At 72.2% G+C, this 25,754-nt stretch carries 19 protein-coding genes and 1 pseudogene; 7 read left to right on the forward strand and 13 right to left on the reverse strand.

Going from position 1 to position 25,754, the window contains the following annotated elements; genetic code table 11:
- Nucleotides 1-43 precede the first annotated feature (43 nt).
- The 4 genes and pseudogenes from ACFU5F_RS25205 to ACFU5F_RS25220 all read right to left on the reverse strand — a co-directional run.
- Nucleotides 44-774 (reverse strand): annotated as a pseudogene (locus ACFU5F_RS25205) (SDR family oxidoreductase); the annotation flags it as partial.
- 118 nt (nucleotides 775-892) lie between these two features.
- Entirely contained in the window at nucleotides 893-1,834 is a 942-nt protein-coding gene (locus ACFU5F_RS25210) for a class I SAM-dependent methyltransferase (protein WP_383891367.1), read from the reverse strand.
- A gap of 139 nt (nucleotides 1,835-1,973) precedes the next feature.
- Entirely contained in the window at nucleotides 1,974-2,570 is a 597-nt protein-coding gene (locus ACFU5F_RS25215; RefSeq protein ID WP_383891370.1) for a dihydrofolate reductase family protein, read from the reverse strand.
- A 187-nt stretch (nucleotides 2,571-2,757) separates the two neighbouring features.
- On the reverse strand, nucleotides 2,758-4,470 hold the full coding sequence (locus tag ACFU5F_RS25220; protein WP_383891373.1) for a glycoside hydrolase family 6 protein: 1,713 nt from the start codon (nucleotides 4,468-4,470) through the stop codon (nucleotides 2,758-2,760).
- 382 nt (nucleotides 4,471-4,852) lie between these two features.
- Between ACFU5F_RS25220 and ACFU5F_RS25225 the strand changes: the two genes are divergently transcribed.
- From ACFU5F_RS25225 to ACFU5F_RS25235, 3 genes are all read left to right on the forward strand, one after another.
- Nucleotides 4,853-7,768 (forward strand): glycoside hydrolase family 48 protein, encoded by a 2,916-nt coding sequence (locus ACFU5F_RS25225; RefSeq protein WP_383891376.1) that lies wholly within the window; start codon nucleotides 4,853-4,855, stop codon nucleotides 7,766-7,768.
- A 98-nt stretch (nucleotides 7,769-7,866) separates the two neighbouring features.
- The gene (locus tag ACFU5F_RS25230; protein WP_383891380.1) at nucleotides 7,867-10,527 is read left to right on the forward strand and encodes a cellulose binding domain-containing protein; all 2,661 of its coding nucleotides are present in this window, start codon (nucleotides 7,867-7,869) and stop codon (nucleotides 10,525-10,527) included.
- A gap of 184 nt (nucleotides 10,528-10,711) precedes the next feature.
- Nucleotides 10,712-11,629, forward strand: coding sequence for an endonuclease/exonuclease/phosphatase family protein (locus ACFU5F_RS25235; RefSeq protein WP_383891383.1), 918 nt, complete (start codon nucleotides 10,712-10,714; stop codon nucleotides 11,627-11,629).
- A gap of 115 nt (nucleotides 11,630-11,744) precedes the next feature.
- Here the strand turns inward: ACFU5F_RS25235 and ACFU5F_RS25240 are convergent, their stop codons facing one another.
- Nucleotides 11,745-12,488 carry a class I SAM-dependent methyltransferase gene (locus ACFU5F_RS25240; RefSeq protein WP_383891386.1) on the reverse strand — a complete coding sequence of 248 codons (744 nt, stop codon included), beginning with the start codon at nucleotides 12,486-12,488 and terminating at the stop codon, nucleotides 11,745-11,747.
- Between the two features lie 5 nt (nucleotides 12,489-12,493).
- Nucleotides 12,494-12,799, reverse strand: coding sequence for a 4a-hydroxytetrahydrobiopterin dehydratase (locus ACFU5F_RS25245; protein ID WP_383891389.1), 306 nt, complete (start codon nucleotides 12,797-12,799; stop codon nucleotides 12,494-12,496).
- 205 nt (nucleotides 12,800-13,004) lie between these two features.
- On the opposite strand from ACFU5F_RS25245, the gene ACFU5F_RS25250 reads away from it, so the two are divergent.
- A complete protein-coding gene (locus ACFU5F_RS25250; protein WP_383891391.1) occupies nucleotides 13,005-13,862 on the forward strand; it encodes a helix-turn-helix domain-containing protein in 858 nt (285 codons plus the stop codon).
- A gap of 131 nt (nucleotides 13,863-13,993) precedes the next feature.
- Entirely contained in the window at nucleotides 13,994-14,857 is an 864-nt protein-coding gene (locus ACFU5F_RS25255; RefSeq protein ID WP_383891394.1) for a helix-turn-helix domain-containing protein, read from the forward strand.
- Nucleotides 14,858-14,889: 32 nt separating this feature from the next.
- On the opposite strand, the gene dnaK is transcribed toward ACFU5F_RS25255, so the two are convergent.
- From dnaK to ACFU5F_RS25275, 4 genes are all read right to left on the reverse strand, one after another.
- Nucleotides 14,890-16,767: a molecular chaperone DnaK gene (gene dnaK, locus ACFU5F_RS25260; protein WP_383891396.1), complete on the reverse strand. Its 1,878-nt coding sequence runs from the start codon at nucleotides 16,765-16,767 to the stop codon at nucleotides 14,890-14,892.
- Between the two features lie 105 nt (nucleotides 16,768-16,872).
- On the reverse strand, nucleotides 16,873-17,298 hold the full coding sequence (locus ACFU5F_RS25265; protein WP_012999567.1) for an OsmC family protein: 426 nt from the start codon (nucleotides 17,296-17,298) through the stop codon (nucleotides 16,873-16,875).
- A 124-nt stretch (nucleotides 17,299-17,422) separates the two neighbouring features.
- Nucleotides 17,423-19,540, reverse strand: a complete 2,118-nt coding sequence (locus tag ACFU5F_RS25270) for an alkaline phosphatase family protein (RefSeq protein WP_383891417.1) — start codon at nucleotides 19,538-19,540, stop codon at nucleotides 17,423-17,425.
- Between the two features lie 147 nt (nucleotides 19,541-19,687).
- A complete protein-coding gene (locus ACFU5F_RS25275) occupies nucleotides 19,688-20,176 on the reverse strand; it encodes a hypothetical protein (protein ID WP_383891399.1) in 489 nt (162 codons plus the stop codon).
- 163 nt (nucleotides 20,177-20,339) lie between these two features.
- Between ACFU5F_RS25275 and ACFU5F_RS25280 the strand changes: the two genes are divergently transcribed.
- Nucleotides 20,340-21,113 (forward strand): MBL fold metallo-hydrolase, encoded by a 774-nt coding sequence (locus tag ACFU5F_RS25280; RefSeq protein WP_383891401.1) that lies wholly within the window; start codon nucleotides 20,340-20,342, stop codon nucleotides 21,111-21,113.
- Nucleotides 21,114-21,156: 43 nt separating this feature from the next.
- On the forward strand, nucleotides 21,157-21,771 hold the full coding sequence (locus ACFU5F_RS25285) for a DedA family protein (protein WP_383891404.1): 615 nt from the start codon (nucleotides 21,157-21,159) through the stop codon (nucleotides 21,769-21,771).
- A 92-nt stretch (nucleotides 21,772-21,863) separates the two neighbouring features.
- On the opposite strand, the gene ACFU5F_RS25290 is transcribed toward ACFU5F_RS25285, so the two are convergent.
- From ACFU5F_RS25290 to ACFU5F_RS25300, 3 genes are all read right to left on the reverse strand, one after another.
- A complete protein-coding gene (locus ACFU5F_RS25290; protein ID WP_383891407.1) occupies nucleotides 21,864-22,952 on the reverse strand; it encodes an MBL fold metallo-hydrolase in 1,089 nt (362 codons plus the stop codon).
- 422 nt (nucleotides 22,953-23,374) lie between these two features.
- On the reverse strand, nucleotides 23,375-24,592 hold the full coding sequence (locus tag ACFU5F_RS25295) for an aminotransferase class I/II-fold pyridoxal phosphate-dependent enzyme (protein ID WP_383891410.1): 1,218 nt from the start codon (nucleotides 24,590-24,592) through the stop codon (nucleotides 23,375-23,377).
- Between the two features lie 134 nt (nucleotides 24,593-24,726).
- The gene (locus tag ACFU5F_RS25300; protein WP_383891412.1) at nucleotides 24,727-25,422 is read right to left on the reverse strand and encodes a hypothetical protein; all 696 of its coding nucleotides are present in this window, start codon (nucleotides 25,420-25,422) and stop codon (nucleotides 24,727-24,729) included.
- Nucleotides 25,423-25,754 lie beyond the last annotated feature (332 nt).

The following is a 25,754-nucleotide window of genomic DNA, read 5'->3' on the forward strand; positions in this document are numbered from 1 at the left end:
CGTCCGGGAGCACGCCCGCCAGGACGCGGCGCGGTTCTCGGACCGGCTGCCCGATCGGGCGCGCGACGACGGTGTTGACGTCGACGCCGGGCGGCTGCCGGATCGCCCGGACCACGGAGTCGGCGATCTGGTCGGCCGTCAGGAGGCGGCCGGGCGGCAGGCTGCCGCAGGCGTCCCAGAACGGGGTCTCCACACGGCCGGGCGCGATCAGGGTCACGCCGACGCCCCACTCGGTGACCTGCCGCCTGGTGTTCTCGGCGAGCCCGGTCACCGCCCTCCCCCACTCTCGGCTTCGCTCGAGCGGGAGGTACCCCCATGGTCGCCCGTAGATGTTGCCGGGACCGCGGATGAACCCGGCGACGCTGCCGACCAGCATGATCCGCCCCCGGGTCTCCTTGAGGGCGTCGGTGGAGGCCCTCACGAGCAGGCCGGACCCGGCACATCGGTCAGCACCATCTCCGTCCACCCCGCGGGGTCCCCCTCGGCGACGGTGTCGTGGGTGCCGAACCCGGCGTTGGCGACGACGGTGTCGATCCGCCCGAACTCCTTCAGCGTGGCATCCACCGCCGCCTGGACGTCCGCGTACTCGGCGGCGTTGCCCGGAATCGTCAACAGTCCCTCGGGATCACCGAGTTCGACGGCGAACGCCCGCAGCCGCTCGGCCCTGCGGCCGGTGACGACCACCCGGTGGCCGAGGTCGAGCAGCCGCCGGACGACCGCGGCGCCGATGCCACTGCCGCCGCCGGTGATGAGCGCGACCGGTGCTTCGGGCATGGGCTTCCCCCTCTTTCTCCTGTCGGCCGACCGGAGTGGGGCCGACAGACGGAGTCCACCACGTGAAGCGTTCTCGAAGTCGAGGCCGGTCGTCGTCGGTGCGCGCCGGGGACGTGCGTCAGCGCCGGGCCATGTGCACCGTCTGGGCCGCGAGGACGAACAGGTCCGTGCGGTGGTGCAGGCTCGCCTTGTCGTCGGGGTCGAGGAGCCGGTCGACGGTCGCGAGGTCGGTGGCGTCGAGGAGGTCCGCGAGGTTCCCGCGGCCGCGCTGGAAGGAGGCCACGGCGTAGGCCCGGGCGGCCTCCGGGACGGGAGCCGGAACGTCCAGCAGGAAGGTGCGGGACGTCGCCTCGCGCAGGCCCGCCGCGGTCAGCAGCCCCGGCCAGTCCTCGGGCTCCGCGACGCTGCCGGGCAGCGCGGCCCGCATCTCGCCGAACCACCGGTCCTCCGCGGCGTCGAGCCGGGACTGCAGTCCGGGGCGGCCGATGCCGATGTCACGCGGCAGGAACCGGCTGGGCAGCCCGCCCTCGACGACGGCCAACGTGCCACCGGGGGCCAGGCGTTCGGCGAAGGCGGCGAGGCCCGCGCGCTGGTCGCCGAGGTGGTGCAGACTGCGGCTCGCCCACAGCAGGTCGGCGGGGTACTCCAGGTCGCCCAGCCCGTCCGGCAGTTCGGCCTCCAGGATGCCGAACCGGTCGGCGAGCCCGAGCCGTTCGGCACGGGCGCGGGCCCGCTCCAGCAGCGGTCCGGAGCCGTCCAGGGCGACGACCCTGGCACCGGGGAACACCTCGGCCAGCAGACAGCTCACGACCCCCGGCCCGCTGCCGACGTCGACGACCAGCCCCGGGTCGGGCTGCCGGGTGGCGACCCAGGCGGCGGCCTGCCGGTTCAGCGGCGCGAACAGCTCGGCCTGTTCCTCCAGATGCTCGGCCAGCTCGCCCCAGTCGACGTCGTTGTGGCCACTGTGGCCACTGTGGTGTTGATGGCCGTGCTGGCCGCTGTGGTGTTGATGGCCGTGCTGGCCGCTGTGGTGTTGATGGCCGTGGTGGTGCTGTCCCATGGCGGTGTGCCTCTCTTCCGGGTGCGGCCAGCTTGCTCCGACGCGCCGGAGAAGGGCCACTCCCCTTGCCATATCGGCAAAACCGCTGTGCCGATACAGCGTCGATACACCTCTGACGCGCGGCCGACGGAACGCCGGCTCAGTCCTGGTCCGCCGTCCGGTAGACGCACACGTTCGCCCCCGTACCACTGGTGGTCGTGGAGACCAGTTCCAGGGTGCGCTTGGCGCCGTCGCCGGGGAAGATCGTCTTTCCGCCGCCGAGGACGACCGGCATGACGATCAGGACCAGTTCGTCGGCGAGACCCTCCGCGAGGAGGGTGCGGGCGAGGGTGGGGCTGCCCATGACGAGCAGGTCGCCGCCGTCGGCCTCACGGAGTTTGCGGAGGTGCGCGACGGCCTCCGCGCCCGGGATCCGCGTGGTGTTCTCCCAGGTCAGTTCGGATTCGGCGAGCGTGGCGGACACGACGTACTTGCGCAGGGAGTTCATCCGGTCGGCGAAGGGGTCGCCCGCCCGGTCCGGCCACGCCCCGGCCATCGCCCGCCAGGTGCGGCGGCCGAAGAGGAGCGCGTCCGCCCGGCCCAGCGCGCCGTCCCAGGCACCGCCCACGACCTCCGGGTCGAAGAACGGGTGCGTCCAGCCGCCGTGGGCGAACCCGCCCTCGGTGTCCTCGTCGGGACCGCCGGGCGCCTGCACGACGCCGTCCAGGCTCATGAACTCGCAGATCACGATGCGCATGGGGTTCTCTTTTCCTGCCACTGTCACTGTCACGGGCTTACGGCGATGAAGACCGCCGCGCCGCCCGGAACTCATCGCTCCCGCCCACCTCCCTCATCGTGACGTGGCTCACACGGACATGCCACCGGTCCGCCAGAGGGTGGGGGAAGTGTGACTGCCCCTGGCGGACCGGCTCAGCGGAGCGGACTCAGAGCGCGGGGTACGCGTTCTGCATCAGCTGCTGGAACTGGGCGGAGAACCATTTCCCGGAGATCGGGGCGTTCCCGAGGGCACCGGACATGTTGTGGTTGTTGCGCGGGTTGCCCGTGTACGTCGGGTCGCACATGCGGTCGAAGCCCTTGCCCTCGTCGTTCGGGATGAGGGAGCTGGACCCGTCGGACTCACCCGGCGGCTTCATCCACACGTAGGCGTCGATCCCCGTCGCCGGGGCGGCCTTCGGACGTTCCCCGAGACCGGCTCCGGCCTGGTTGCACCAGTTGCCGGTGTTGAAGCGGCGGTCGTAGCGCCCGCCGTCCACGTACGTGTCGACGGTGGTCGTCGCCCCCGGTCCGGTGGGCCGTGCGGCGCCGCCCCAGCCGTTGCGGGAGGTGTCGATCAGCATGCCGATGTTCGAGTTGAAGCCCGCCGTGACCGCCTGGGCACGGAAGGCCTGGGCGAAGGACAGCTCGTCGACGTAACGGTTCCAGTCCACCCACTTCGACTCACGGACCGACTTGCCGCCCGCGGTGTCGTTGATGGTGAAGTTGTTCTCCTTCAGCGCGCTGTAGTTGGCCGTGTTGGTGATGAAGCCGTGGACGTCGTTGACCGTGGCGCCCTCGGCGGTCGCGGCCTCCTTCATGATGGCGGCGGAGGGGGCGAAGTTGTCGTCCCAGCCGAGCCAGCCGTGGTGGCCGGCGTCGACGTAGTTGTAGACGTTGGGGACGTCACCCAGCTTGTTGAGCGCGTACCCGACACCCTTGACGTAGTTCCCGTTGGCCTTCATCACGTCGCACTGGGGCACGGCCGTCGGGCGGCTGCCGACGTTGGTGACGAGGTTGGGCAGCGAGTCGATCTCGATCGTGGTGACGATCCGCAGGCCGGCGTACTTGGAGTCGGCGAGGATCGCCTTGATCGGGTCGATGTACTGCGTCTTGTACTTGTCGATCTCCGTCGGGCCCAGCTCGCCGTTGGAGGCGAGGGCCGAGCAGTCACGGCCGGGCAGGTTGTAGATCACCAGCTGGACGACGAGTTCGCCCGAGCCCTTCTGCTTCAGCGCCTCGTCGAGGTGGGCGCGCAGGCCCATCTTGCCGCCCGCACCCGCGATGGCGGCGGTGCGGTCCAGCCAGACGCCCGTCGGCTGGTTGGAGATCCGGCTGCCGCCCGGTTCGGCGGCGGCGTTCGCGGACCACTCCGGGTTCACGTACACCTTGGCGCCGGAGTACGGGTTGTCCACCCTGCTGCCCGGCGTGCCGGGGCCCGGCTCGCCCGGGCCGCCACCGCCGTCGTCGACGTTGCAGGTGACGCCGTCGAGCGTGAAGGTCGCCGGCAGGGCGTTGCTTCCGCTGTAGGAGGCCTGGAAGCCGAAGCTGACCGAACCGCCGGTGGCCAGCGTGCCGTTGTACGTCTCGTTGGCGGCGGTCACCGACGAACCGCTCTGGGTGATCCGGGAGTTCCAGCCGTTGGTGACCTGCTGGTTCCCGGCGTACGACCACTTCGCGGCCCACGAGGACTTCGCAGCACCGTTGTTGGTGATGGTGACGGCGGCGGTGAATCCGGTGGACCACTGGTTCTGGACCTTGTAGTCGACCGTGCAGGGAACCGCCTGGACGCCGGAGTCGTCCGGCACCGCGGCCATGGAGGTCCCGGCGGCACCGGCGACCAGCGCCAACGCAGCCAGAAGTGCTGTTCTGGTACGGCTCATGAGTGCGGGTTTCCTCTTCCGTAGTGGGGTGTACGAGGAGGAGTCGTCGCGCTGTCGCCGAGGCGAGTAAAAGACCTGAACACTGGGGGTGTTCTTCGAGCGTCCCTCGCAGCTCGGACGCGTCTGGGACGAACGCGTCGACTGGTGGAACCGCTCCCACTGGTGCTGGTGAAGGTAGCGCCAAGTCACGGTAAAAGACAGAGGTCTTGCGTTATTGCGACGGATGAATCTTTCCTCCCCTGATCGAATCTTTTCGACTCTTCAAACGCCTTGACCCCTTGCGCCCTCCTCCTCAATATGGGAGCGCTCCCACTGGTTCAAGGCTTGTTGTTGCCGCTCCGCCCCCACCTTCGCGCCAGAGCCGCACGGAAGGAACCAGCGCATGCACCCCAGACGGAGACGCCGTGCCTCTCGGCGCCTGTGGACGGCCGTGGTCGCGGCCTTCGCCCTCCCCCTGACGATGCTCGCCACCGGCTCGACCTCGGCCAGCGCGGCCGCGGTCGCCTGCAACGTCGACTACAAGACCAACGACTGGGGCTCGGGATTCACCGCCGAGCTGACGATCACCAACCGGGGTACCGAGGCCATCAACGGCTGGACCCTGACCTACGCCTACGCCGGCAACCAGACGCTCAGCAACGGCTGGAGCGGCACCTGGTCGCAGTCCGGCAAGTCGGTGACGGCGAAGAACGCGTCCTGGAACGGCACGATCGCCGTCGGGGCCGCCGTGAGCACCGGTGCCCAGTTCACGTACAGCGGCGCGAACGCGGCGCCGACCGGCTTCGCGGTCAACGGCACCACCTGTGTGGGCGCGCACCAGCCGCCGATCACGGTGCTGACCAGCCCGGCGCCGGGCGCGGTGTACTCCCAGGGCACCGCCGTGCCGATGGCGGCCACCGCGGCCGCCGCGGACAGCGCGACCATCACCAAGGTCGAGTTCTACGACGACACCACGCTGCTGGGCACGGACACGACCGCGCCGTACACCCACTCGGCCACCGGGCTGGGCGTGGGCGGTCACTCGCTGGTGGCCAAGGCGTACGACAGCCTGGGCGCGTCCGCGAGCTCCACGCCGGTCGGCATCACGGTCGCCTCGGGTCCCGCCGTGGTGGTCTCGCCGTCCCAACTGGGTGTCCGTCAGGGCCAGTCGGGCACGTACGACGTGAAGCTCTCGACACAGCCGTCCGGCAACGTGACGGTCACGACCGCGCGGGCGTCCGGCAACACCGGGCTCTCCGTGACGGGCGGCGGATCGCTGACCTTCACGCCGTCGAACTGGAACACCGCGCAGAAGGTGACCATCGGAGCGAACGCCTCCGGCACCGGCTCGGCGGTCTTCGACTCGACGGCCACCGGCCACGCCAAGGCCTCGGTGACCGTCACCCAGCTGGCCGCGTCGAGCACCTACGACGAACGCTTCCTGGAGATGTACGGCAAGATCACCAACCCGGCGAACGGCTACTTCTCCCCCGAGGGCATCCCGTACCACTCGGTGGAGACCCTGATCGTCGAGGCGCCGGACCACGGCCATGAGACGACCTCGGAGGCGTACAGCTACCTCCTGTGGCTGCAGGCCATGTACGGCAAGGTGACGGGCGACTGGTCCAAGTTCAACGGCGCCTGGGAGATCATGGAGAAGTACATGATCCCGACCAAGCAGGACCAGCCCACCAACTCCTTCTACAACGCCTCCAAGCCGGCGACCTACGCGCCTGAACACGACACCCCCAACGAGTATCCGGCGCAGCTCAACGCCAACGTCTCGGTCGGTTCGGACCCCATCGCCGCCGAGCTCAAGAGCGCCTACGGCACGGACGACGTGTACGGCATGCACTGGCTGCAGGACGTCGACAACGTCTACGGCTACGGCAACTCGCCCGGCAAGTGCGAGGCGGGTCCGGCGGACACCGGTCCTTCGTACATCAACACCTTCCAGCGCGGGCCGCAGGAGTCCGTGTGGGAGACCGTGCCTCAGCCCACCTGCGACCAGTTCAAGTACGGCGGCAGGAACGGCTACCTGGACCTGTTCACCCGTGACACCTCCTACTCCAAGCAGTGGAAGTTCACCAACGCCCCGGACGCCGACGCGCGGGCCGTGCAGGCCGCGTACTGGGCGGACAAGTGGGCCAAGGAGCAGGGCAAGGGCGGCGACGTCTCCGCGACCATCGGCAAGGCCGCGAAGATGGGTGACTACCTGCGCTACGGGATGTACGACAAGTACTTCAAGAAGGTCGGGAACTGTGTGGGTCCGACCAGTTGCCCCGCGGGCACCGGCAAGGACTCCTCCTTCTATCTGCTCTCCTGGTACTACGCGTGGGGCGGCGCCACCGACACCAGCGCCGGCTGGTCCTGGCGCATCGGCTCCAGCCACACGCACGGCGGCTACCAGAACCCGCTGGCCGCGTACGCCCTGGCCAACTACGCCCCGCTGAAGCCGAAGTCGGCGACCGGGCAGGCGGACTGGGCCAAGTCCCTCGACCGGCAGATCGAGTTCTACCGCTGGCTGCAGTCCGACGAGGGCGGCATCGCGGGCGGCGCCACCAACAGCTGGGCGGGGCGGTACGCCACTCCCCCGGCCGGGACGCCGACCTTCTACGGCATGTTCTACGACGAGAAGCCCGTGTACCACGACCCGCCGTCCAACCAGTGGTTCGGCTTCCAGGCGTGGTCCATGGAGCGCGTCGCCGAGTACTACCAGCAGACGGGCAACGCGGCGGCGAAGACCGTGCTGGACAAGTGGGTGGACTGGGCGCTGTCGAAGACGACGGTCAACCCGGACGGGACCTACCGGATTCCGTCGACCCTCCAGTGGTCCGGCGCGCCCGACACCTGGAACGCGTCGAGTCCCGGCGCCAACGCGGGACTGCACGTCACCGTCGCCGACTACACCGACGACGTGGGCGTGGCGGCCGCGTACGCCAAGACCCTGACGTACTACGCCGACCGCTCCGGTGACGCGGACGCGGCCCGGGTCGCGAAGGCGCTGCTGGACGGGATGTGGGACCACCACCGGGACGGGCTCGGGATCGCCGTCCCCGAGACACGGGCCGACTACAACCGGTTCGACGACCGGGTGTACGTGCCGAGCGGGTGGACCGGGACCATGCCGAACGGCGACACGATCAACTCGTCGTCGACGTTCGAGTCGATCCGGTCGTTCTACGAGGACGATCCGGCCTGGTCGAAGATCGAGGCGTACCTGGCCGGTGGCGCCGCGCCCTCGTTCACCTACCACCGGTTCTGGGCCCAGGCGGACATCGCTTTGGCCATGGGTTCGTACGCGGAACTCCTGGAGTAGACAGCCGCGCACCGCGCACGGCCCCGCGCCCCTCACGGGCGCGGGGTCCGTGTGCCCTTTTCTGAGATTTCCCCCCACTCGTCAGGAGAGGATCCCCCTTGCGAAGAACCCGCGTCCTCACCACCGTCCTGGCCCTCGCGGCCGGCCTTCTCGCCGGATCCCCACCCGCGTTGGCCGCAGGAAAGGCCGAGAAGCCGGTCTCCGTCGCCGCCGACACCTACACCTGGAAGAACGCCCGGATCGACGGCGGCGGCTTCGTCCCCGGCATCGTGTTCAACCGCAAGGAGAAGAACCTCGCTTACGCGCGCACCGACATCGGCGGGGCCTACCGCTGGGTGGAGTCGTCGAAGACCTGGACCCCGCTGCTGGACTCCGTCGGCTGGGACGACTGGGGGCACACGGGGGTCGTGAGCCTCGCCTCCGACTCCGTCGACCCGAACAAGGTGTACGTGGCGGCCGGGACGTACACCAACAGCTGGGACCCGGGGAACGGGGCGGTCCTGCGGTCGTCGGACCGGGGGGCCAGCTGGCGGAAGGCCGATCTGCCGTTCAAGCTGGGCGGGAACATGCCGGGCCGGGGCATGGGCGAGCGGCTGGCCGTCGACCCGAACAAGAACAGCGTGCTGTACCTGGGGGCGCCCAGCGGCAAGGGCCTGTGGCGCTCGACGGACTCGGGGGCCACCTGGTCGCAGGTGACGAACTTCCCCAACGTCGGCAACTACGTGGCCGATCCCTCCGACACGAGCGGGTACAACAGCGACAACCAGGGCATCGTCTGGGTCACCTTCGACGAGACCACGGGGACCTCCGGCAACGCGACGAAGACCATCTACGTCGGGGTCGCCGACAAGGACAACGCGGTGTACCGGTCCACCGACGCGGGCGCGACCTGGTCGCGCGTGGCCGGACAGCCGACCGGATACCTGGCCCACAAGGGCGTCCTGGACGCGACGAAGGGTTACCTGTACCTGTCGTACAGCGACAAGGGCGGGCCCTACGACGGGGGCAAGGGCCAGCTGTGGCGGTACGCCACCGCGACGGGCACCTGGACGAACATCAGCCCGGTGGCCGAGGCCGACACCCACTACGGCTTCAGCGGGCTGAGCGTCGACCGGCAGGATCCGGGCACGGTCATGGCGACGGCCTACAGCTCCTGGTGGCCGGACACCCAGATCTTCCGCTCGACGGACAGCGGCGCGACCTGGACGCGGGCGTGGGACTACACCTCCTATCCGAACCGCTCCAACCGCTTCACCATGGACGTCTCGTCCTCCCCCTGGCTGACCTGGGGCGCCAGCCCCGCACCGCCGGAGCAGACCCCCAAGCTCGGCTGGATGACCGAGGCGCTGGAGATCGACCCGTTCGACTCGAACCGGATGATGTACGGGACGGGCGCCACGATCTACGGCACGGAGAACCTGGGGAACTGGGACAGCGGCGGCCAGTTCGCCATCAAACCGATGGTGCGGGGCCTGGAGGAGACGGCGGTCAACGACCTGGCCTCGCCGCCGTCCGGTGCCCCGCTGCTCAGCGCGCTCGGTGACGTCGGCGGCTTCCGGCACACGGACCTGACGAAGGTCCCGTCGATGATGTTCACCCAGCCGAACTTCACGACGACGACCAGTCTGGACTTCGCCGAGGCCGACCCGAACACGGCCGTGCGGGTCGGCAACCTGGACTCCGGCCCTCACATCGCCTTCTCCACGGACAACGGGGCCAACTGGTTCGCCGGTACGGACCCGTCGGGCGTGAGCGGCGGCGGCACGGTCGCGGCGGCCTCGGACGGCAGCCGGTTCGTGTGGAGCCCGGCGGGCACGGGCGTGCGCCACACGGCCGGATTCGGTACCTCGTGGTCGGCGTCGAGCGGCATCCCGGCCGACGCGGTCGTCGAGTCCGACCGGGTGGACCCGAAGACCTTCTACGGCTTCAAGTCGGGCAAGTTCTACGTCAGTTCGGACGGCGGGGCCACCTTCACCGCCTCGAACGCGACCGGTCTGCCGAGCGGCGACAGCGTGCGCTTCAAGGCGCTGCCCGGGGTGAAGGGTGACGTGTGGCTGGCGGGCGGGGCCGCGGACGGCGCGTACGGTCTGTGGCACTCCACGGACGCGGGCGCCACCTTCACCAAGCTCGCCGGCGTCGAGCAGGCCGACACGATCGGCTTCGGCAAGGCGGCCTCGGGGGCGTCGTACCAGACGCTGTACACCAGCGCGAAGATCGGCGGGGTGCGCGGCATCTTCCGCTCGACGGACAAGGGCGCGACCTGGACCCGGATCAACGACGACGCCCACCAGTGGGGCTGGACGGGGGCGGCGATCACGGGTGACCCGCGGGTGTACGGGCGGGTCTATGTCTCCACGAACGGGCGCGGGATCGTCTACGGCGACTCCTCCGACACGGGCGGCGGGGGCGGGGGCACGGACCCCGGTCCGGGGCCGACGGGGGCCTGCGCGGTGACGTACAAGGTCACGGGCGAGTGGCCGGGTGGCTTCCAGGCGGACGTGCGGCTCGCCAACACGGGGACGAGCGCGTGGACCGGCTGGTCCCTCGGCTGGACCTTCCCGAACGGCCAGACCGTCTCCCAGCTGTGGAACGCCGACCACACACAGTCGGGGTCGGCGGTCACGGCGAAGAACATCGCCGGGAACGGCAATGTGGCGGCCGGTTCGTCGGTGAGCTTCGGCTTCACCGGGAGCTGGTCGGGGACGAACGGCAGACCGACCGTGTTCAAGCTCGGTGACCAGTCCTGCGCGGTGACCTGACACCCGGGCAGGACGAGAAAGAGGGCGCGCGTCCGGGTCGGGCGCGCGCCCTCTTCGAACCCTGTGCAGCCGCCCTGTCGAACCCCGCACCCCTTCTCTCTCTACATGTTCATGACGGGCACGGTGGGGCATCCCAGAGTGTGTACGCACGGCTCGCCCGGAGACCTTCACAGAAGGAGCCCCTGTGCCGAACCACAGCCGCGTCACGCGCCGACTGGGCCTCAAGACCGCCCTCGCCGCGGCGGTACTGTTGCCGTTGTCCCGCACCTCCGGACTGACCAGCGCACCGGCCGCCGCGGCGGCGGAAGAGGAGGCCGCCGTGCCCCCGCTCTCCACCATGTCCTTCAATCTGCGGTACGCGAACACCGTCCGGCCCCACAGCTGGGCCGTTCGCAGACCCGTGACGCGGGCCCTGCTGCGACAGGAGGCACCCCATGTCATCGGCACCCAGGAGGGCCTCCACCAGCAACTGCTCGACATCGAGACCGACCTCGGCGGGAACCACCGCTGGATCGGCACCGGACGCGCGGGCGGCAACCGCGACGAGTTCATGGCGGTCTTCTACGACACCCGCCGGCTCGCCCCCGTGGAGTACCGGCACTTCTGGCTCTCCGACACCCCGGAGGTGCCCGGCTCGAACACCTGGGGCGGCGGCTCCATCCGGATGGTCACCTGGGTCAGGTTCCGCGATCTCCAGGACGGCGACCGGGAGTTCTACGTCCTCAACACCCATCTCGACAACCTCAGCCAGTACGCCCGCGACCGCGCCGCCGCCCTGATCGTCCGGCGTATCGCCGGGCTCGACCGGTCGCTCCCCCTCGTCGTCACCGGGGACTTCAACGTGGCGGCCCACCGCAACCCGGTCTACGACACGATGCTGGGCGCCGGGCTCGTGGACACCTGGGACTCGGCGGCCGAGCGCACCGACCTGTACGCCACGTTCCACGGCTACCGCCCGCTGACCCCGGGCGGCGACCGTATCGACTGGATCCTGACCACCCCGGGCGTCACGGCACACCGGGCGGCCATCAACACCTTCGCGTCGAACGGCCAGTTCCCCAGCGACCATCTGCCCGTCCAGGCGTCGCTGACGCTGGGCTGAGCGGCCCGGCACGGCCCGCCCGGGTCCGGGGGCGGGGCCGGCCCCCGGACCGGCGCTACGGGGCGTGGACCGTCGGCTCGGCCAGTTCGGCCAGTTCGGCCGTGGTCTCGGCGGCTCAGGCGGACTTGCGGAACGCCCTGAGGCTGAACTCCGGGTCCGGGCGCGGGCGGTCCTGGTCGGGGAGGGAGGCGAGCCGTACCGCGTAGGCGTCGGCGAGCGGTTCGCCGGGCGGGAGGGTCACGAACCAGCCGCGCCGCAGGTCCGCGACGGTACGGCGGGGGCTGCGGCCCTGGCCCCGGCCCGGAAACCGGGCGTGCCCGGCGACCCGCAGCCCGTGTTCGGAGGCGTACTCCTCGACGGCCGCCGCGGGATCCATGGCCGGGGCCCGGGGGCGCGGCGCGAGCACGGCGTCGATGTCGCTGCCCACGTTGTGGGAGGCGGCCTTGTCGACGGTGGTGACGTAGACACCACCGGGGCGCAGCACCCGGGCGCACTCGCCGACCACGGCCCGTACGTCCTCGGGACCGCCCAGCAGATGCAGCAGCCAGACGCTGGACACGGCGTCGAACTCCCCGTCGCGGAAGGGGAGCCGGCGACCGTCACCGATCACGACGGAACCGGGCAGCCGGACGGCGGCGCGGCTCGCCATGGCGTGGGTGAGGTCGAGGCCGGTGACCCGCATCCCGTCCCGCGCCGCCGCGAGCCGCCGGGTCACGATCCCGGTGCCGCAGGCGATGTCGAGCATCCGGCGGGCTCCCTCGGGGACGAGGCCCAGGACGGCGCGCGCGGCGGCCTCGGCGCGGGGCTCGCCGCCGCGCAGGGCGTCGTAGTCGCCGGCCTCCTTGTCGTAGTCCAGCACCCGCCTCAGCCCGCCCCGTGGCCGGGCGCGAGCGCCTCCACCCTGCGGGCCAGCTCGAAGTCCTTCTCGGTGACGGCGCCGCCCGCGCTGTGCGTGCTGAGGGTCAGCGAGACGGTGTCGTAACCGAGGGTGAGGTCGGAGTGGTGGTTCAGCTCCTCCTGCGTCTGGGCGATGTGCACGACCAGCGCGGTGGCCGCGAAGTGCGAGCCGAGGCGGTAGGTGCGCGCGAGCCGGTCCCCGGCCAGCGACCAGCCGGGCAGTTCCGCCAGCCGGTCCTCGATCTCCTCCGGCGACAGGGGTGCGACAGACATGACCCACTCCTTCCCAGACGCCCCTCCGTGATGCGCGGTCCCTTTCAGCGTGCCACAGCCCCGCGGCCGGTTCCCAGGTCAGGCGGCCGCCCGACGGCCGGAGGCGTACACATCCGGCCGTGCGAACGGTGTTCGAGGCCGTCTGCGCCCTGCATCCGGCGGAGGAGCACGGGCCTGCCTCCACCTCCTCGGTTACGTTTTCCGTATGACCACTGTCCCGATCACTGCCCCGACCGGTGCCCCGGGCCGGCCGACCGCCCTCCCCGATCCGGGCGTGGGCCCGCTGCTGCGGGCCTGGCGGGAGCAACGCCGGGTCAGTCAGCTGGAGTTGGCGCTGCGGGCCGGTTCGTCGGCGCGGCACATCAGCTTCGTCGAGACGGGCCGGTCCCGGCCGAGCGAGGAGATGGTGCTGCGACTGGCCGAGCACCTGGACGTGCCCGTGCGCGAGCGCAACGCCCTGCTCCTCGCGGCCGGTTACGCCCCGCACTACCCGGAGACCCCGCTGGACGACCCGTCGATGGCCGCCCTGCGCGAGGGCATGGAACGGCTGATCCAGGGCTACGAGCCGTATCCGGCGCTGGTGATGAACGCGACGTACGAGGTGCTGGCCGCCAACCGGGGCGTCCTGATGCTGCTCGACGGTGTCCCCGGGTCGCTGCTCGCGCCGCCGCTCAACGCGATGCGGCTGACCCTGCACCCGCAGGGCATGGCGCCGCGCATCCGGAACCTGCGCGCCTGGCGCGGGCATCTGCTGGAGCAGATGGGCCGGCAGCTCGCCCTGCGCCGCTCGGAGCCGCTGCGCGCGCTCTACGAGGAGGTGGCGGCGTACCCGCTGCCACCGGGCACTCCCGACGACGAACCCGGCGAGGAGCCCGGTGCGGGACCCGTCGCCTACTTCGCGTTGCCGATGCGGATCGAGCACGAGGGCCGGGTGCTGTCCTTCATCTCCTCGGTGTCCACGTTCAACACGCCCATGGACGTGACCGTGGCGGAGCTGGCCATCGAGACCTTCCTCCCGGCCGACCCGGCGACGGTGAGGTACCTGCACTCGCTGATGCCCTGAGCCGCCACGACGACGGCGTGCCGGCCCGTCCGGCATCCGGAACACGAGGAGGCCCTTCCGGCCGCCTTGGTGAGATGCCCTCCGGAACATGACAGACTGGTCGGGTACCTCGGCCCGTGGGGAGGCGTGGCGTGAGTGAGCGGCGGCCCGCCCCGACCGTGGGCCAGGTGGTGCTCGGCAGGCGTCTGCAGGAACTGCGGGAGACGGCCGGACTCAGACGCGAGGAGGCGGCGCGGGCCCTCCACGTCGCCCCGGCGACGGTACGGCGCATGGAGACGGCCGACGTCGCGCTCAAGATCCCGTACGTCCAGGTCCTGCTGTCGACGTACGGCGTCGGCGAGGACGACGCCGCGGCGTTCGTGGCGCTGGCCGAGGAGGCGAACAAGCCGGGGTGGTGGCAGCGGTTCCACGACGTGCTGCCCGACTGGTTCAGCGTGTACGTCAGCCTGGAGGGCGCGGCGCACCTGATCCGGCAGTACGAGCCGCACTTCGTGCCGGGATTGCTGCAGACCGAGGAGTACGCGCGCGCCGTGCTGGAGGCCGGGACCGTCGGCCGGACCGGTCCCGAGACGATCGAACGCCATGTGTCGCTGCGGATGGCGAGACAGAAGCTCCTCACCCAGGAGACGCCGCCGCACCTGTGGGTGATCATGGACGAGACGGCCCTCAGTCGTCCGGTGAGCAACCGTTCCCAGGTGATGCGCGACCAGATCGACCGGCTGCTGGAGATCACCGAGAAGGATCACGTCATCCTTCAGGTCTGCGAGTTCGCCGACGGTCCCCACCCGGGTACCTACGCCCCCTTCTCGCTGTTCCGCTTCGCCGAACCGGAACTCCCCGACATGGTGTACACCGAGTACCTCACCGGCGCCCTCTACCTCGACTCCCGCACCGAGGTGGCGCTGCACCTGGAGGTCCTCGACCACATGGCCGCCCACGCGGCGTCCGCCGAGCGGACGAGGACCCTGCTCAGGCACTACCGCGACCGGTACTGAGCCCGGCCGGCGGCCGGCTCCCGCGGCTCCCCCTACGCCGCTCCCCCCTTCGGTCCCTCCTTCGGTCCCTTCTCGTCGTCCACGATCTCCGCGTCGACGACACCCTCCTCCTCGGCGGGGCCGGGCGGCGGTCCGTCGGAGGCCGGGGCGGCGGAGGCCGCGGCCGCCGCGTACATGGCCTGGCCCATGCGCTGGCTGACGGTCGCCAGGTGCTCGGTGGCTGCGCGCAGGGCCGCGGTGTCCTCGGGGGTCTCCAGCAGGCGCTTCAGGTCGGCGACGGCGGACTCGACCTCGGTGCGGCTGTCGGCGGGGACCCGCTCGGTGTTCTCCCGGAGGAACTTCTCCGTCTGGTGGACGAGTTGCTCGGCGTGGTTGCGGGTCTCGGCGGCCTCGCGGCGCCTACGGTCGTCGTCGGCGTACTGCTCGGCCTCCCGCATCATGCGGTCGATGTCGTCCTTGGGGAGGGCGGAGCCGCCGGTCACCGTCATCTTCTGTTCGCGGCCCGTCGCCAGGTCCTTCGCCGACACGTGCATGATGCCGTTCGCGTCGATGTCGAAGGCCACCTCGATCTGGGGGACTCCCCGGGGCGCGGGCGGCAGACCGGTGAGGTCGAAGACGCCCAGCTTCTTGTTGTACGCGGCGATCTCCCGCTCGCCCTGGTAGACCTGGATGCCGACCGAGGGCTGGTTGTCGGCCGCCGTCGTGAAGATCTCCGAACGGCGGGTCGGGATCGTCGTGTTGCGCTCGATCAGCTTGGTCATGATGCCGCCCTTGGTCTCGATGCCCAGGGACAGCGGGGTGACGTCGAGCAGCAGCACGTCCTTCACGTCGCCCCTGATGACACCCGCCTGGAGCGCGGCGCCCACCGCCACCACCTCGTCGGGGTTCACGCCCTTGTGCGGGTCCTTGCCGGTGAGTTCCCGCACCAGGTCGCTCACCGCGGGCATCCGGGTCGAGCCGCCGACGAGGACGACCCGGTCGATGGCGGCGAGTTTCACGCCCGCGTCCGTGACGGCCTGGTGGAAGGGGGTGCGGCAGCGGTCGAGCAGATCGGCGGTCAGTTCCTGGAACTGAGCGCGCGTCAGCTTCTCCTCCAGGTGCAGCGGTCCGTCGGCGGAGGCGGTGATGTACGGCAGGTTGACGGACGTCTCGGAGGAGCTGGACAGCTCGATCTTGGCCTTCTCGGCGCCCTCGCGCAGCCGTTGGAGCGCCATCTTGTCCCTGCCGAGGTCGACGCCGTGCTGCCCCTGGAACCGTTTGACGAGGTACTCGACGACCCGCTGGTCCCAGTCGTCGCCCCCGAGGCGTGTGTCGCCGTTGGTGGCCTTCACCTCGATGACCCCGTCGCCGATCTCCAGGAGGGAGACGTCGAAGGTGCCGCCGCCGAGGTCGAAGACGAGGACGGTCTGCTCCTCGCCCCGGTCCAGACCGTAGGCGAGGGCCGCGGCCGTGGGCTCGTTGATGATCCGCAGGACGTTCAGGCCCGCGATCTCGCCCGCCTCCTTCGTCGCCTGCCGCTGGGCGTCGTCGAAGTACGCGGGCACGGTGATGACGGCGTCGGTGACGTCCTCCCCTAGGTACGACTCGGCGTCCCGCTTCAGCTTCTGCAGGACGCGCGCCGACAGTTCCTGGGCCCGGTAGCGGGTACCGTCCACCGAACCCTGGCCGGGAAAGCGCCAACTCCCGTCGCCCATGTAGCGCTTGACGGAGCGTGCGGTGCGCTCCACGTTCGTCACCGCCTGGCGTTTGGCGACCTCGCCCACCAGGACCTCGCCGTTCTTGGCGAACGCCACCACCGACGGTGTGGTCCGCTGCCCCTCCGCGTTGGCGACGACCGTCGCCTCGCCGCCCTCCAGCACGGCCACCACCGAGTTCGTGGTACCGAGATCGACCCCGACCGCACGCCCCATCGCCGTCCCCTTCCCGCAAGGTTCCGCCCGGTGTTCTCGGCACCAGCACAAAACTTGAGCGGGTTCTTGTCAACGGGGCGTCGACGGGGCGCGCGAAGCAGGCCGTCAGGCCAGTTCGGCCGTCAGCGTGATCGTCGTGCCGGTGAGGGCCTGGCTGACCGGGCAGTTCTTCTTTGCGCCCTCGGCCGCCTCCTGGAAGCCGGCCGCGTCCAGGCCGGGGACCTCGCCGCGGACGGTGAGGTGGATGCCGGTGATGCCCTCACCGGGCTGGAAGGTCACGTCGGCCTTCGTCTCCAGACGGGTGGGCGGGGTGCCCGCGCCGGTCAGGCCGTGCGAGAGCGCCATGGAGAAGCAGCTGGAGTGGGCGGCCGCGATCAGTTCCTCGGGGCTGGTCTTGCCGTTCGCCTGCTCCGCGCGCGACGGCCACGACACCGGCTGCGAACCGATGCCGGAGGAGTCGAAGGTGACGGTGCCGGTGCCCTTGAGGAGCTCGCCTTCCCAGACCGTGTGTGCGGTGCGCGTGGTTGCCACGATGAGTCCTTTCGATGAGGTCCCGTTGCCGGGTTCCGTGCCCCCATCCGATCACACTCCGGGCGGTCCGGGCCTCATCTCACCCTGAACACCGGCCCCCAGCGCGGTGAACGACGGCCGGGCCCTAGGCGTCCGCCGGGTTCTGCTCCTTGACGGGTGCGGGGCCGTCGTGGCCCGTCGCGCGGTTCCGCGCGGGCGCGTCGGCCTCGGTGTCGGCCTCGGCCAGCGGGACCTGGGGGCCGTTCGCCTCCCGCAGCCATCGCCTGAGCACCCGGTGGATGTGTTCGGCGCCGACCAGGTCCTCGTCCTTGCCCGCCGGTTCGGAGAGGGCGAGGGGGGACATGAGGAAGGGGCGGGACTGGCAGCCGCCGAGGCCGCCGTGGGAGCCGATCTGTTCCTCGAAGGCGAGGACCTCGCCCTCGGCGGGGTCGTACCAGGAGTTGACCATGATGTCGGCGGCGCGCGGGAAACCGTGGGTGCGGCGGACGGCGTCGGCTGCACCGGGGCCGAAGTCCGCGAGCGGGCCGGGGTGTTCGTCGCCCAGGTCGCCGATCGGGATCTCCGCGCCGTGGGCGCCGAGCACGACACCGCCGTGCTCCTCGCTGCGGACGAGGACGAAGCCGATGCCGGGATGGTTGGCGAGGGTGGAGAGCAGGGCGGGATGGCGGGCGTCGATCTCCTCACGGCTCATCCGGTGCGGGACGTCCGGGAAGGAGACGAGGCCGAGGTTGCCGGAGGCGAGGACGACCGGCTCGGAGCGGCGCGTCGTCCGGTGCTCCTCCGCCCGTTCCTCGACGGGGATGCGCAGCGCGGCCCGGACGGCTGTGCGCGCCTCGGCGCCGCTGTGGGTGCGCCGGGCCCGGCGCGGTACGGGCAGGCCGCAGCCGGCGCGGACCAGGTTGCCGAGGGTGAGGCCGTAGCGGCCGAGGAAGGTCTCGCCGGGACTCTGGCCGTGGTCGGAGAGGAGGACGATCCGGTAGGCGCGCGGGGCGTGTCCGGCGACCTGGGCGATCAGCGCGAGGGAACGGTCGAGGCGTTCGAGGACCTGGGCGGCGTCGCGGCTGTGCGGGCCCGAGTGGTGGGCGACCTCGTCGTAGGCCACGAGGTCCGCGTAGATCGCCGCGCGGCCCGCGAACATGTCCCCGATCACCGCGGCGACGACGACATCGCGCTCGACGACGGTGGCGAAGGCGCGGATGAACGGGTAGAGGCCGCCGCGCTTGACGCGGGGCCGCTGCCGCGCGAACCGGGCACGGGTGGACTGGCCGATCTCCCGCAGGACGTCGGCGACGAAGGACATGGCGGTGCGGACGGCGTTGGCCGGGTCGGAGAAGTAGGCGAAGTACCCGGCCCGGGAACGGGTGCGCCGGCCCCGGCGGGCGGCGATCGACAGGACCAGCGCGAGCTGCTCCGCGCCACCGCTGAAGAGGTTGCCCCGGCTCGCGCCGTCGACGGTGAGCAGACCGCCGTCGCCGGTGCGGTCGATGGCCCGGCGCTGGAGTTCGGCGGCGCCCGAGGGCCGGTTGCAGACCATCACCTCCCGGGTGTCCTTCTCGTACCAGCGGAAGGCCGGCACGTCGTGGTTGGTGCCGTGCAGGATGCCGAGCTGGCTGGCGCCGGTCTGGCTGGACCAGTCGGTGCGCCAGGGGGTGAGCCGGTGGGTGGGACGGGGGCGGACGGTGCCGTCGGCCGGGTGGCCGAGCCAGGCGGCGACGGTCGGCATCAGGCCCTTCTCCACGGCCGCCTCCAGCACGTCGTGGCCGACACCGTCGAGCTGGAGGAAGACGGTGCCGGGTCCGGCCGGGCCCCGGCCGCCGTCGGCGTTCCGGCGGCGCCGGTCGGCCAGCCGGTACAGACGGCGCCGGTAGGCGTCGTCGTCCCGTACGGCGAGGGCGCCGCCGGTGGCGGAGGCCACGGCGGACATCACGGCGGCGACCACCACGGCGGTCTCCGGTGCGGCCTCCCCCTGGCCGGAGGGGTTGATCCGCAGGGCGAGCAGCAGCAGCGAGCCGTTGAGGAAGAAGACGAGCAGGCCGAGCACGAGCGCCGGCACCAGCAGCAGCGCCCGCACGAGCAGCGGCCACACGAGGGCGGAGAGCAGGCCGAACGCGCCGGCGCCGAAGGCCGCGGTGACGGCGATCTGCGTGGCGCTCTCACCGGACTCGGCCTGCAGCCGGAAGTCGGGGAGCGCACCCGCGAGCACGAGCATGGTCAGGGTGGACACCGCCCATACGGAGAGCATGCGCCCGACGCCGCTCAGCACTCTCCGCCAGCGTGCACCGCCCACGTCCGGTCACCTCACGTCCTGTTCGTGGGCCCAGACTGTCATACCGGGTGGGGGCGCCGGGGTGGCGTTCAGGGGTGGCACGGGGGCAGGGCACGCCGCCGCTCAGCGGCCGTCGTAGCCCGCCGTCGGCATGGACAGACGGCGGTGGACCCGGGCCTTCATCTGGGAGTCGTAGGCGGGTTCGGCGCGGCCCACGGTCTCGATGCGGATGCCGCGCCGGGCACACTCGGCGGTGAAGTCCTCGACGGAGGCGAGGGCACGTTCGAGGACACGGCGGCTGGGGGCGACGAAGAGGTCGACGAGGCCGGCGTCGACATCGGCCCACAGGGCGCAGTGGTCGGGACGCAGTGCGCGCACGAGCAGCTCGCGCGTCACCACATAGCCGCGCTCGGCGGCCCAGCGGGCGCACATGGCGTGCTGGCTGCGGGAGTCCACCAGGAAGGGGTCCGCCTCGAGCTCCTCCAGCGGCGTCAGGCTCGCGATGGCCGCGACGCGCACCACGGTGCCGCGTCCCGCCGCTCCGCCGCACCCGCGCACCGTGTCCTGGCACGCCACGCCGGATGCGCCGCCGACGTCTGCCTCGTCTCCCATGGTGTCCCCCTCACCTCCGGGTCCCGGAGCCCCTCCGCCGGAACGAGCCGCGGACGCGGGGTCCGGCACGCCTGTGGACGGCATGATCCGCCGGACAGGCCCAGGCCGCAGACCCTACTCCAGCCCGTAGGCTCGGGGGAGTAGCGCGAAGGAGGCGAACGGAGTGCCGGTGGAGATCACCTGGTGGGGCCATGCGACCTGCACCGTGGAGGACTCGGGCACGAGAGTGCTCACCGACCCCCTGTTCGCGCGCCGGCTAGCGCATCTGAGAAGGCGCCGGGGTGCGCCTCCCCCGGCGGAGGCCGCCGTCGCGGACGTCGCGCTGGTGTCGCATCTGCACGCCGACCATCTGCACGTTCCCTCGCTGGCCCGACTCGCCCCGGGGACACGGGTGGTGCTGCCGAAGGGCGCGTCACGCCAGGTGCCGGGGCTGCGCAGGCTGGCGCATCTGCGCCTGTGCGAGGTGGCGGCCGGGGACCGGTTGAACGTCGGTGACCTGGTCGTCCGTGCCGTGCCCGCCCGGCACGACGGGCGGCGGCTGCCGCTCGGACCGCACCGTTCGCCGGCGCTCGGCTTCGTCGTCGAGGGCGACGCGCGGACGTACTTCGCCGGGGACACCGGGTTGTTCCGGGAGATGGCCGATGAGGTCGGGCCGGTCGACGTGGCGCTGTTGCCGGTCGGCGGCTGGGGGCCGTATCTCGGCGAGGGCCATCTGGACGCGGGGCGCGCGGCGGAGGCGCTTGCGCTGCTCGCGCCCCGGAGCGCGGTTCCCGTGCACTACGGCACGTACTGGCCGATCGGGATGGACGCCGTGCGCCCCCATGAATTCCATGCCCCCGGTGAGGAGTTCGTCCGTCTTGCCGCCGCGCGCGCTCCCGGGGTGGCCGTGCACCGGCTGGCACACGGGGAGAGCGTACGGCCGGGGGTGGCGCGGTGATACACGGGCCGACGGCGGGCGCCCGGGTCGTGGCGGAGGCCCGGTGAACCTCCTGGCCGCCGTGAGCACTCCCGGGTCGTACGCGTCCACCCAGCAGGCGATCGGCTATCCGACGCTGTTCCTGCTGGTGCTGGCCGGGGCTCTGGTGCCGGTGGTGCCGACCGGGGCGCTGGTCAGTTCGGCGGCGGTGGTGGCGTTCCATCAGGAGGCGCCGTTCTCGCTGCTGCTGGTGTTCGTGGTGGCGTCGGTCGCCGCGTTCCTCGGCGACATCGCGCTGTACTGGCTGGGGCGGCGTGGGATGGGCTCGAAGAACGGCTCGCGCTGGCTGGAGGCGATCCGCCGGCGGGCGCCCGAGGACCGGTTGACGCAGGCACAGGCGAAGCTGGACGACCACGGCGTGGCCGTGCTGGTGCTGTCCCGGCTGATGCCGGCGGGGCGTATCCCGGTGATGCTGGCCTGTCTGCTGGCGAAGATGCCGTTGCGGCGGTTCGCCCGGGGGAATCTGCCGGCGTGCCTGGCATGGGCCGTGACCTACCAGTTGATCGGCATTCTGGGCGGGTCGCTGTTCAAGGAGCCGTGGGAAGGGGTCGTGGCGGCGGTCACGCTGACGTTGCTGCTCAGCGTGGCGCCGGGGGTGTGGCGGCGGCTGGTCCGCTGACCGGTCCGCCCGCGAGCGCGCCGCCCCGTGCTCCCCGGCGGGTCTCGCCCCTCCGGGTGCACGGGGGTGCCAGGGCCGGGTCGGTCGCCGGGTCAGTCGAGGACCCGGGAGGCTCCGATCGACAGGTCCCAGAGGTTCTCCCGGGGCAGGCCCGCCGCCCGCCATGCCGCCCGCACCCGCGTCAGGGGTTCCAGGACCGGTTCCGCGGACAGGACGAACGTGGCCCAGTGCATGGGGGCCATACGCCGGGCGCCGAGGTCCTGGAAGGCGCGGACCGCCTCCTCCGGGTCGCAGTGGACGTCGCTGAGCCACCAGCGGGGGTCGTAGGCGCCGATCGGCAGCAGGGCGAGGTCGATACCGGGATAGCGGCGGCCGATGAGGGAGAACCAGTGGCCGTAGCCGGTGTCGCCGGCGAAGTAGAGGCGCTCGCCGTCGGGGGCGGTCAGGACCCAGCCGCCCCACAGCGAGCGGCAGGTGTCGGTGAGGGTGCGCTTGGACCAGTGGTGGGCCGGTACGAAGTCGAGGCGGACGCCGTGCAGTTCGGCCGCCTCCCACCAGTCCAGCTCGGTGACCATGCCGAACCCGCGCCGCCGGAACCAGCGGCCGAGCCCGGCGGGCACGAAGACCGGTGTGTCGCGCGGGAGCCGGGCCAGGGTGGGGGCGTCGAGGTGGTCGTAGTGGTTGTGGCTGATGACGACGGCGTCCACCCGGGGCAGCGCGTCCCAGTCGAGGCCGACGGGGGTGATCCGGGCCGGGGTTCCGAGGATCCGGCGGGACCAGACGGGGTCGGTGAGGACGGTGAGCCCGCCGATCCGTACCACCCAGCTCGCGTGTCCGGCCCAGGAGACGGCGACGGTACGCGCGTCCACCCGGGGCAGCGGGCCGGGTTCGTACGGCAGTCGCGGGATGTCGAGGAGCCCTTCCGGGCCGGGCCGGACCGAGCCCTCGCGGGCGAACCGGGCGAGGGCCTTCAGGCCGGGCAGGGGTGTGGTCAGCCGGTCGGCGAAGGAACGGGGCCAGTGGCGCCGCTCACCGAGCGGGCGGGGCTCGGTGAGCGGCGGGGGTGCGAGGGGGCCGCCGAAGGACGGCTCGAAGCGTGGCCCGGACGCCGGATCGTCGGTGTCCGCGGCCGTGGTCGTGGAGGTGGGGCAAGAGGTGGTCGACTCGGACTGCTGCGTCATCGAGGAGGCTCCCGTCGCCGAGCGTCGTCACGAAGAATCGTCGTCGCTGAAGATCACTGGAAGATCACTGAATGTCGCTGAGGGCCGCTGAAAGTCGCTGAGGGCCGCTGAAGGTCGCTGATGGGTGCGGGTGGTCGCTGATGGGTGCGGGTGGGTGCGGGTGGGTGCGGGTGGTCGCTGCTGATGAGTGTCGACGAGTGCTGATCACCCAGGGTCGGTGGAGGTCGCCACGGGCCGGCGAAGGGTCCGGGCCACGGGCCCCGCCGGGGTCGATGGGGCCCGCGGGTTCGCCGGTACGGCTGGAGTCGCGAGTGGGGGCTGAAGTCGTCGGGACGGCCGAAGGGACGGGGCTGCTGACGTCGCAGGTGCGGTCGAAACGCGGGTGCCGCCGAAGGCGCCGAAGCTCCTCCGTAGGACCCGCGTCATCGAAGGCCCTCGAAAGCCGCTCCGAAGACTGTCAACGCACGTTCCACATGCGGTAGTTCCAGGGGGTCGGACACATCGAGGACCCGCGCGCGCTCCGCGTCCGTACCGCCGAGGAACGCGGCGGTGGAGAGCCGGACCCGTAGCGCCCCGAGGTCGTCCCCGAACCGGTGGCCGCCGGGCGCGGGCATCCCGAGCCGGGCGGCGAGGAAGTCCTCCGCCTCCTGGGCGTCACCGACCCCGTGCGCCAAGAGCGAGGAACGCAGCGGGGCGAGGTCGGCGTACAGGTGCCGTCCGGCGCGCGGCGGCAGGGCGAGCGCCCCGCCGGCCACCACGGCCCGGTGCGCGGCGGCGGCGAGGCTCGCGTGCAGGCGTACGGCGGCGGCGAGCCGCTCGGTGACGGGGGCGGGCTCGGCGAGGGCGTAGGCGGCGGCCGCGGCGACCGGAGTGGCGACCCGGGCGCCCAGCGCGGTGAGCACGTCGAGGACCCGGTCGCGCAGGCCCGTCCCCTCTCCGTTCGCGGGGAACCGGGCGACCGCGGCCGGCCAGCCCGGCGGCAGGAAGGGTCCGGCGAGGTCGGTGACGACGGTGACCCGGTCGGGCAGCATCTCGGCGGGGCTGAGGAGCACGGTGTCGTGCGGGTCGTGCACGGTGTCGCGCCAGGTCTCGTCGCTGACCAGGTGCAGCCCCTCCCCCTGGGCCGCTTCCATGGCCTCGTGCACCAGTTCGGGCGGGGCCACGGTGGCGGTCGGGTCGTCGGCGACGCAGAGGACGAGCAGCCGGGGGTCGCCTCCCTCGGCCCGGATCCTGCGGACGGTCTCCAGCAGCGCGTACGGGTCCGGCACGCCCCCGCACTCGGCGGGCGTGGCCACGTGGAAGACGCTTCGCCCCAGCGCCCGCGCCTGTGGCTCCCACCAGGCGGCACACGGCCGTGGGAGCAGCACGTCGCCGCCGATCGCGGCGGTCAGGGCGAGGAGCAGGGCGGGCGCGCCGGGGGCGGCGGCGGCCCTGTCCGGGGTGGTGGGCAGTCCACGGCGGTCCCAATAGCCGCAGGCGGCCTCCAGGAGGGCCGCGTCACCACCGGGCGGTACGGCACGGGGGTCACCCGCCGCGGCGGAGAGCACGGCGGCCAGTTCGGGCAGGACGGGCAGGCCCTGGGCGGGCAGGGGCGGGCCGTAGCGGACCGGGCCGTGCCCTTCCGGATCCGTGCCCCGCATGGATGCCTCCGCGCAGTCGTGGTGCGTCGTGCCGCACGTGGTCGCCTGCCGTGCCGAAACGGCGCCGTACGCGCCCTAGGCCTGTCGGTACCCAGGCTCACGCGCCCCATGGGCGCCCGTACGCGTCGCGCCGGTCACACGGGCGGGGTCCCCCGGTCCCGGCGGCGCAGCCGGTGGACGGCCGCGCCCAGGGCCCCCACGATGAGCAGGCCGCCCGCGGCCATGGCCGGGACGGAGTCGGTGAAGGCACCCCCGCCGCCCGCGTGGACGCCCCGCTGGACGGGAGCGGTGGGGTGGCCGGTGGGGTGTGCGGGCCGGTGCGACGGCTGATGCGTCGGGTCCTTCGCCGGCGGGTGCGTCGGCGGGTGGCTGGGGTACCGCTCCAGGTCGTACGGCTGCGCGTCGCTGCCCGGCGCGACGTCGAAGGTGGCGCTCCACTGCCTGCCCTCGCCGCCGGGGGCCGCCGGGCAGAGGCCGTCGACGCCCCACTCGGTGGCGGAGTTCGCCGCGTCGGCACCGGTCTCGAAGTCCGCGGCCGGCGCGATCTTGGCGGTGCCCTGGTAGGAGGGGCCGCCCGCGGAGTCGTCGGTGCCGGGGAGACGCTGCAGGGTGACCGTGCCCTGTTCGAAGGCCTGGGAGCTGGCGTCGATGGTCTCGGGGGCGGGGCCGCCGGTGGGATCGCAGGAGACGGAGAACGTGAGCGTGCCGCCCGGTGCGACGGAGTGCGGGTTCACCTCGGCCGCCGGATCGGCCGAACAGGGCGGGGCGGCGGCGCCCAGGACGGCACCGATCAGCGCGGTGGCGGACAGGACACGGGCTCTGCGGCGCATGGGCGGGGCTCCTTCGGCCGGCTCCGGCGGGCGGGGCACGACCGCCGTGCCCTTCGTCCATCAGAGCGCCGCACCCGGGAGGGCGCGCGCGGCCGGGCACCATTCGCGGGACACGGGGCCGCCGAGCGGGTGACGGTGCGCGCCGCCGGGCCGACGCCCGCACGACGGACCCGGCGCACCGGCGACGGACCCGTCGCACCCGCGAGGTGGCGGACCGGCGGCCATGGCGGCCGGCCGCCATGGCCGCCACACCCATGACCGCGGGAGTCCCGGATACGACCCCCGGTCAGGGCGGCGCCACTCGCTCGGGCGCCCTCTCCGGGCTCTTGCAC

This window comes from Streptomyces sp. NPDC057438 (assembly GCF_042802995.1).
Taxonomy (GTDB): Bacteria; Actinomycetota; Actinomycetes; order Streptomycetales; family Streptomycetaceae; genus Streptomyces.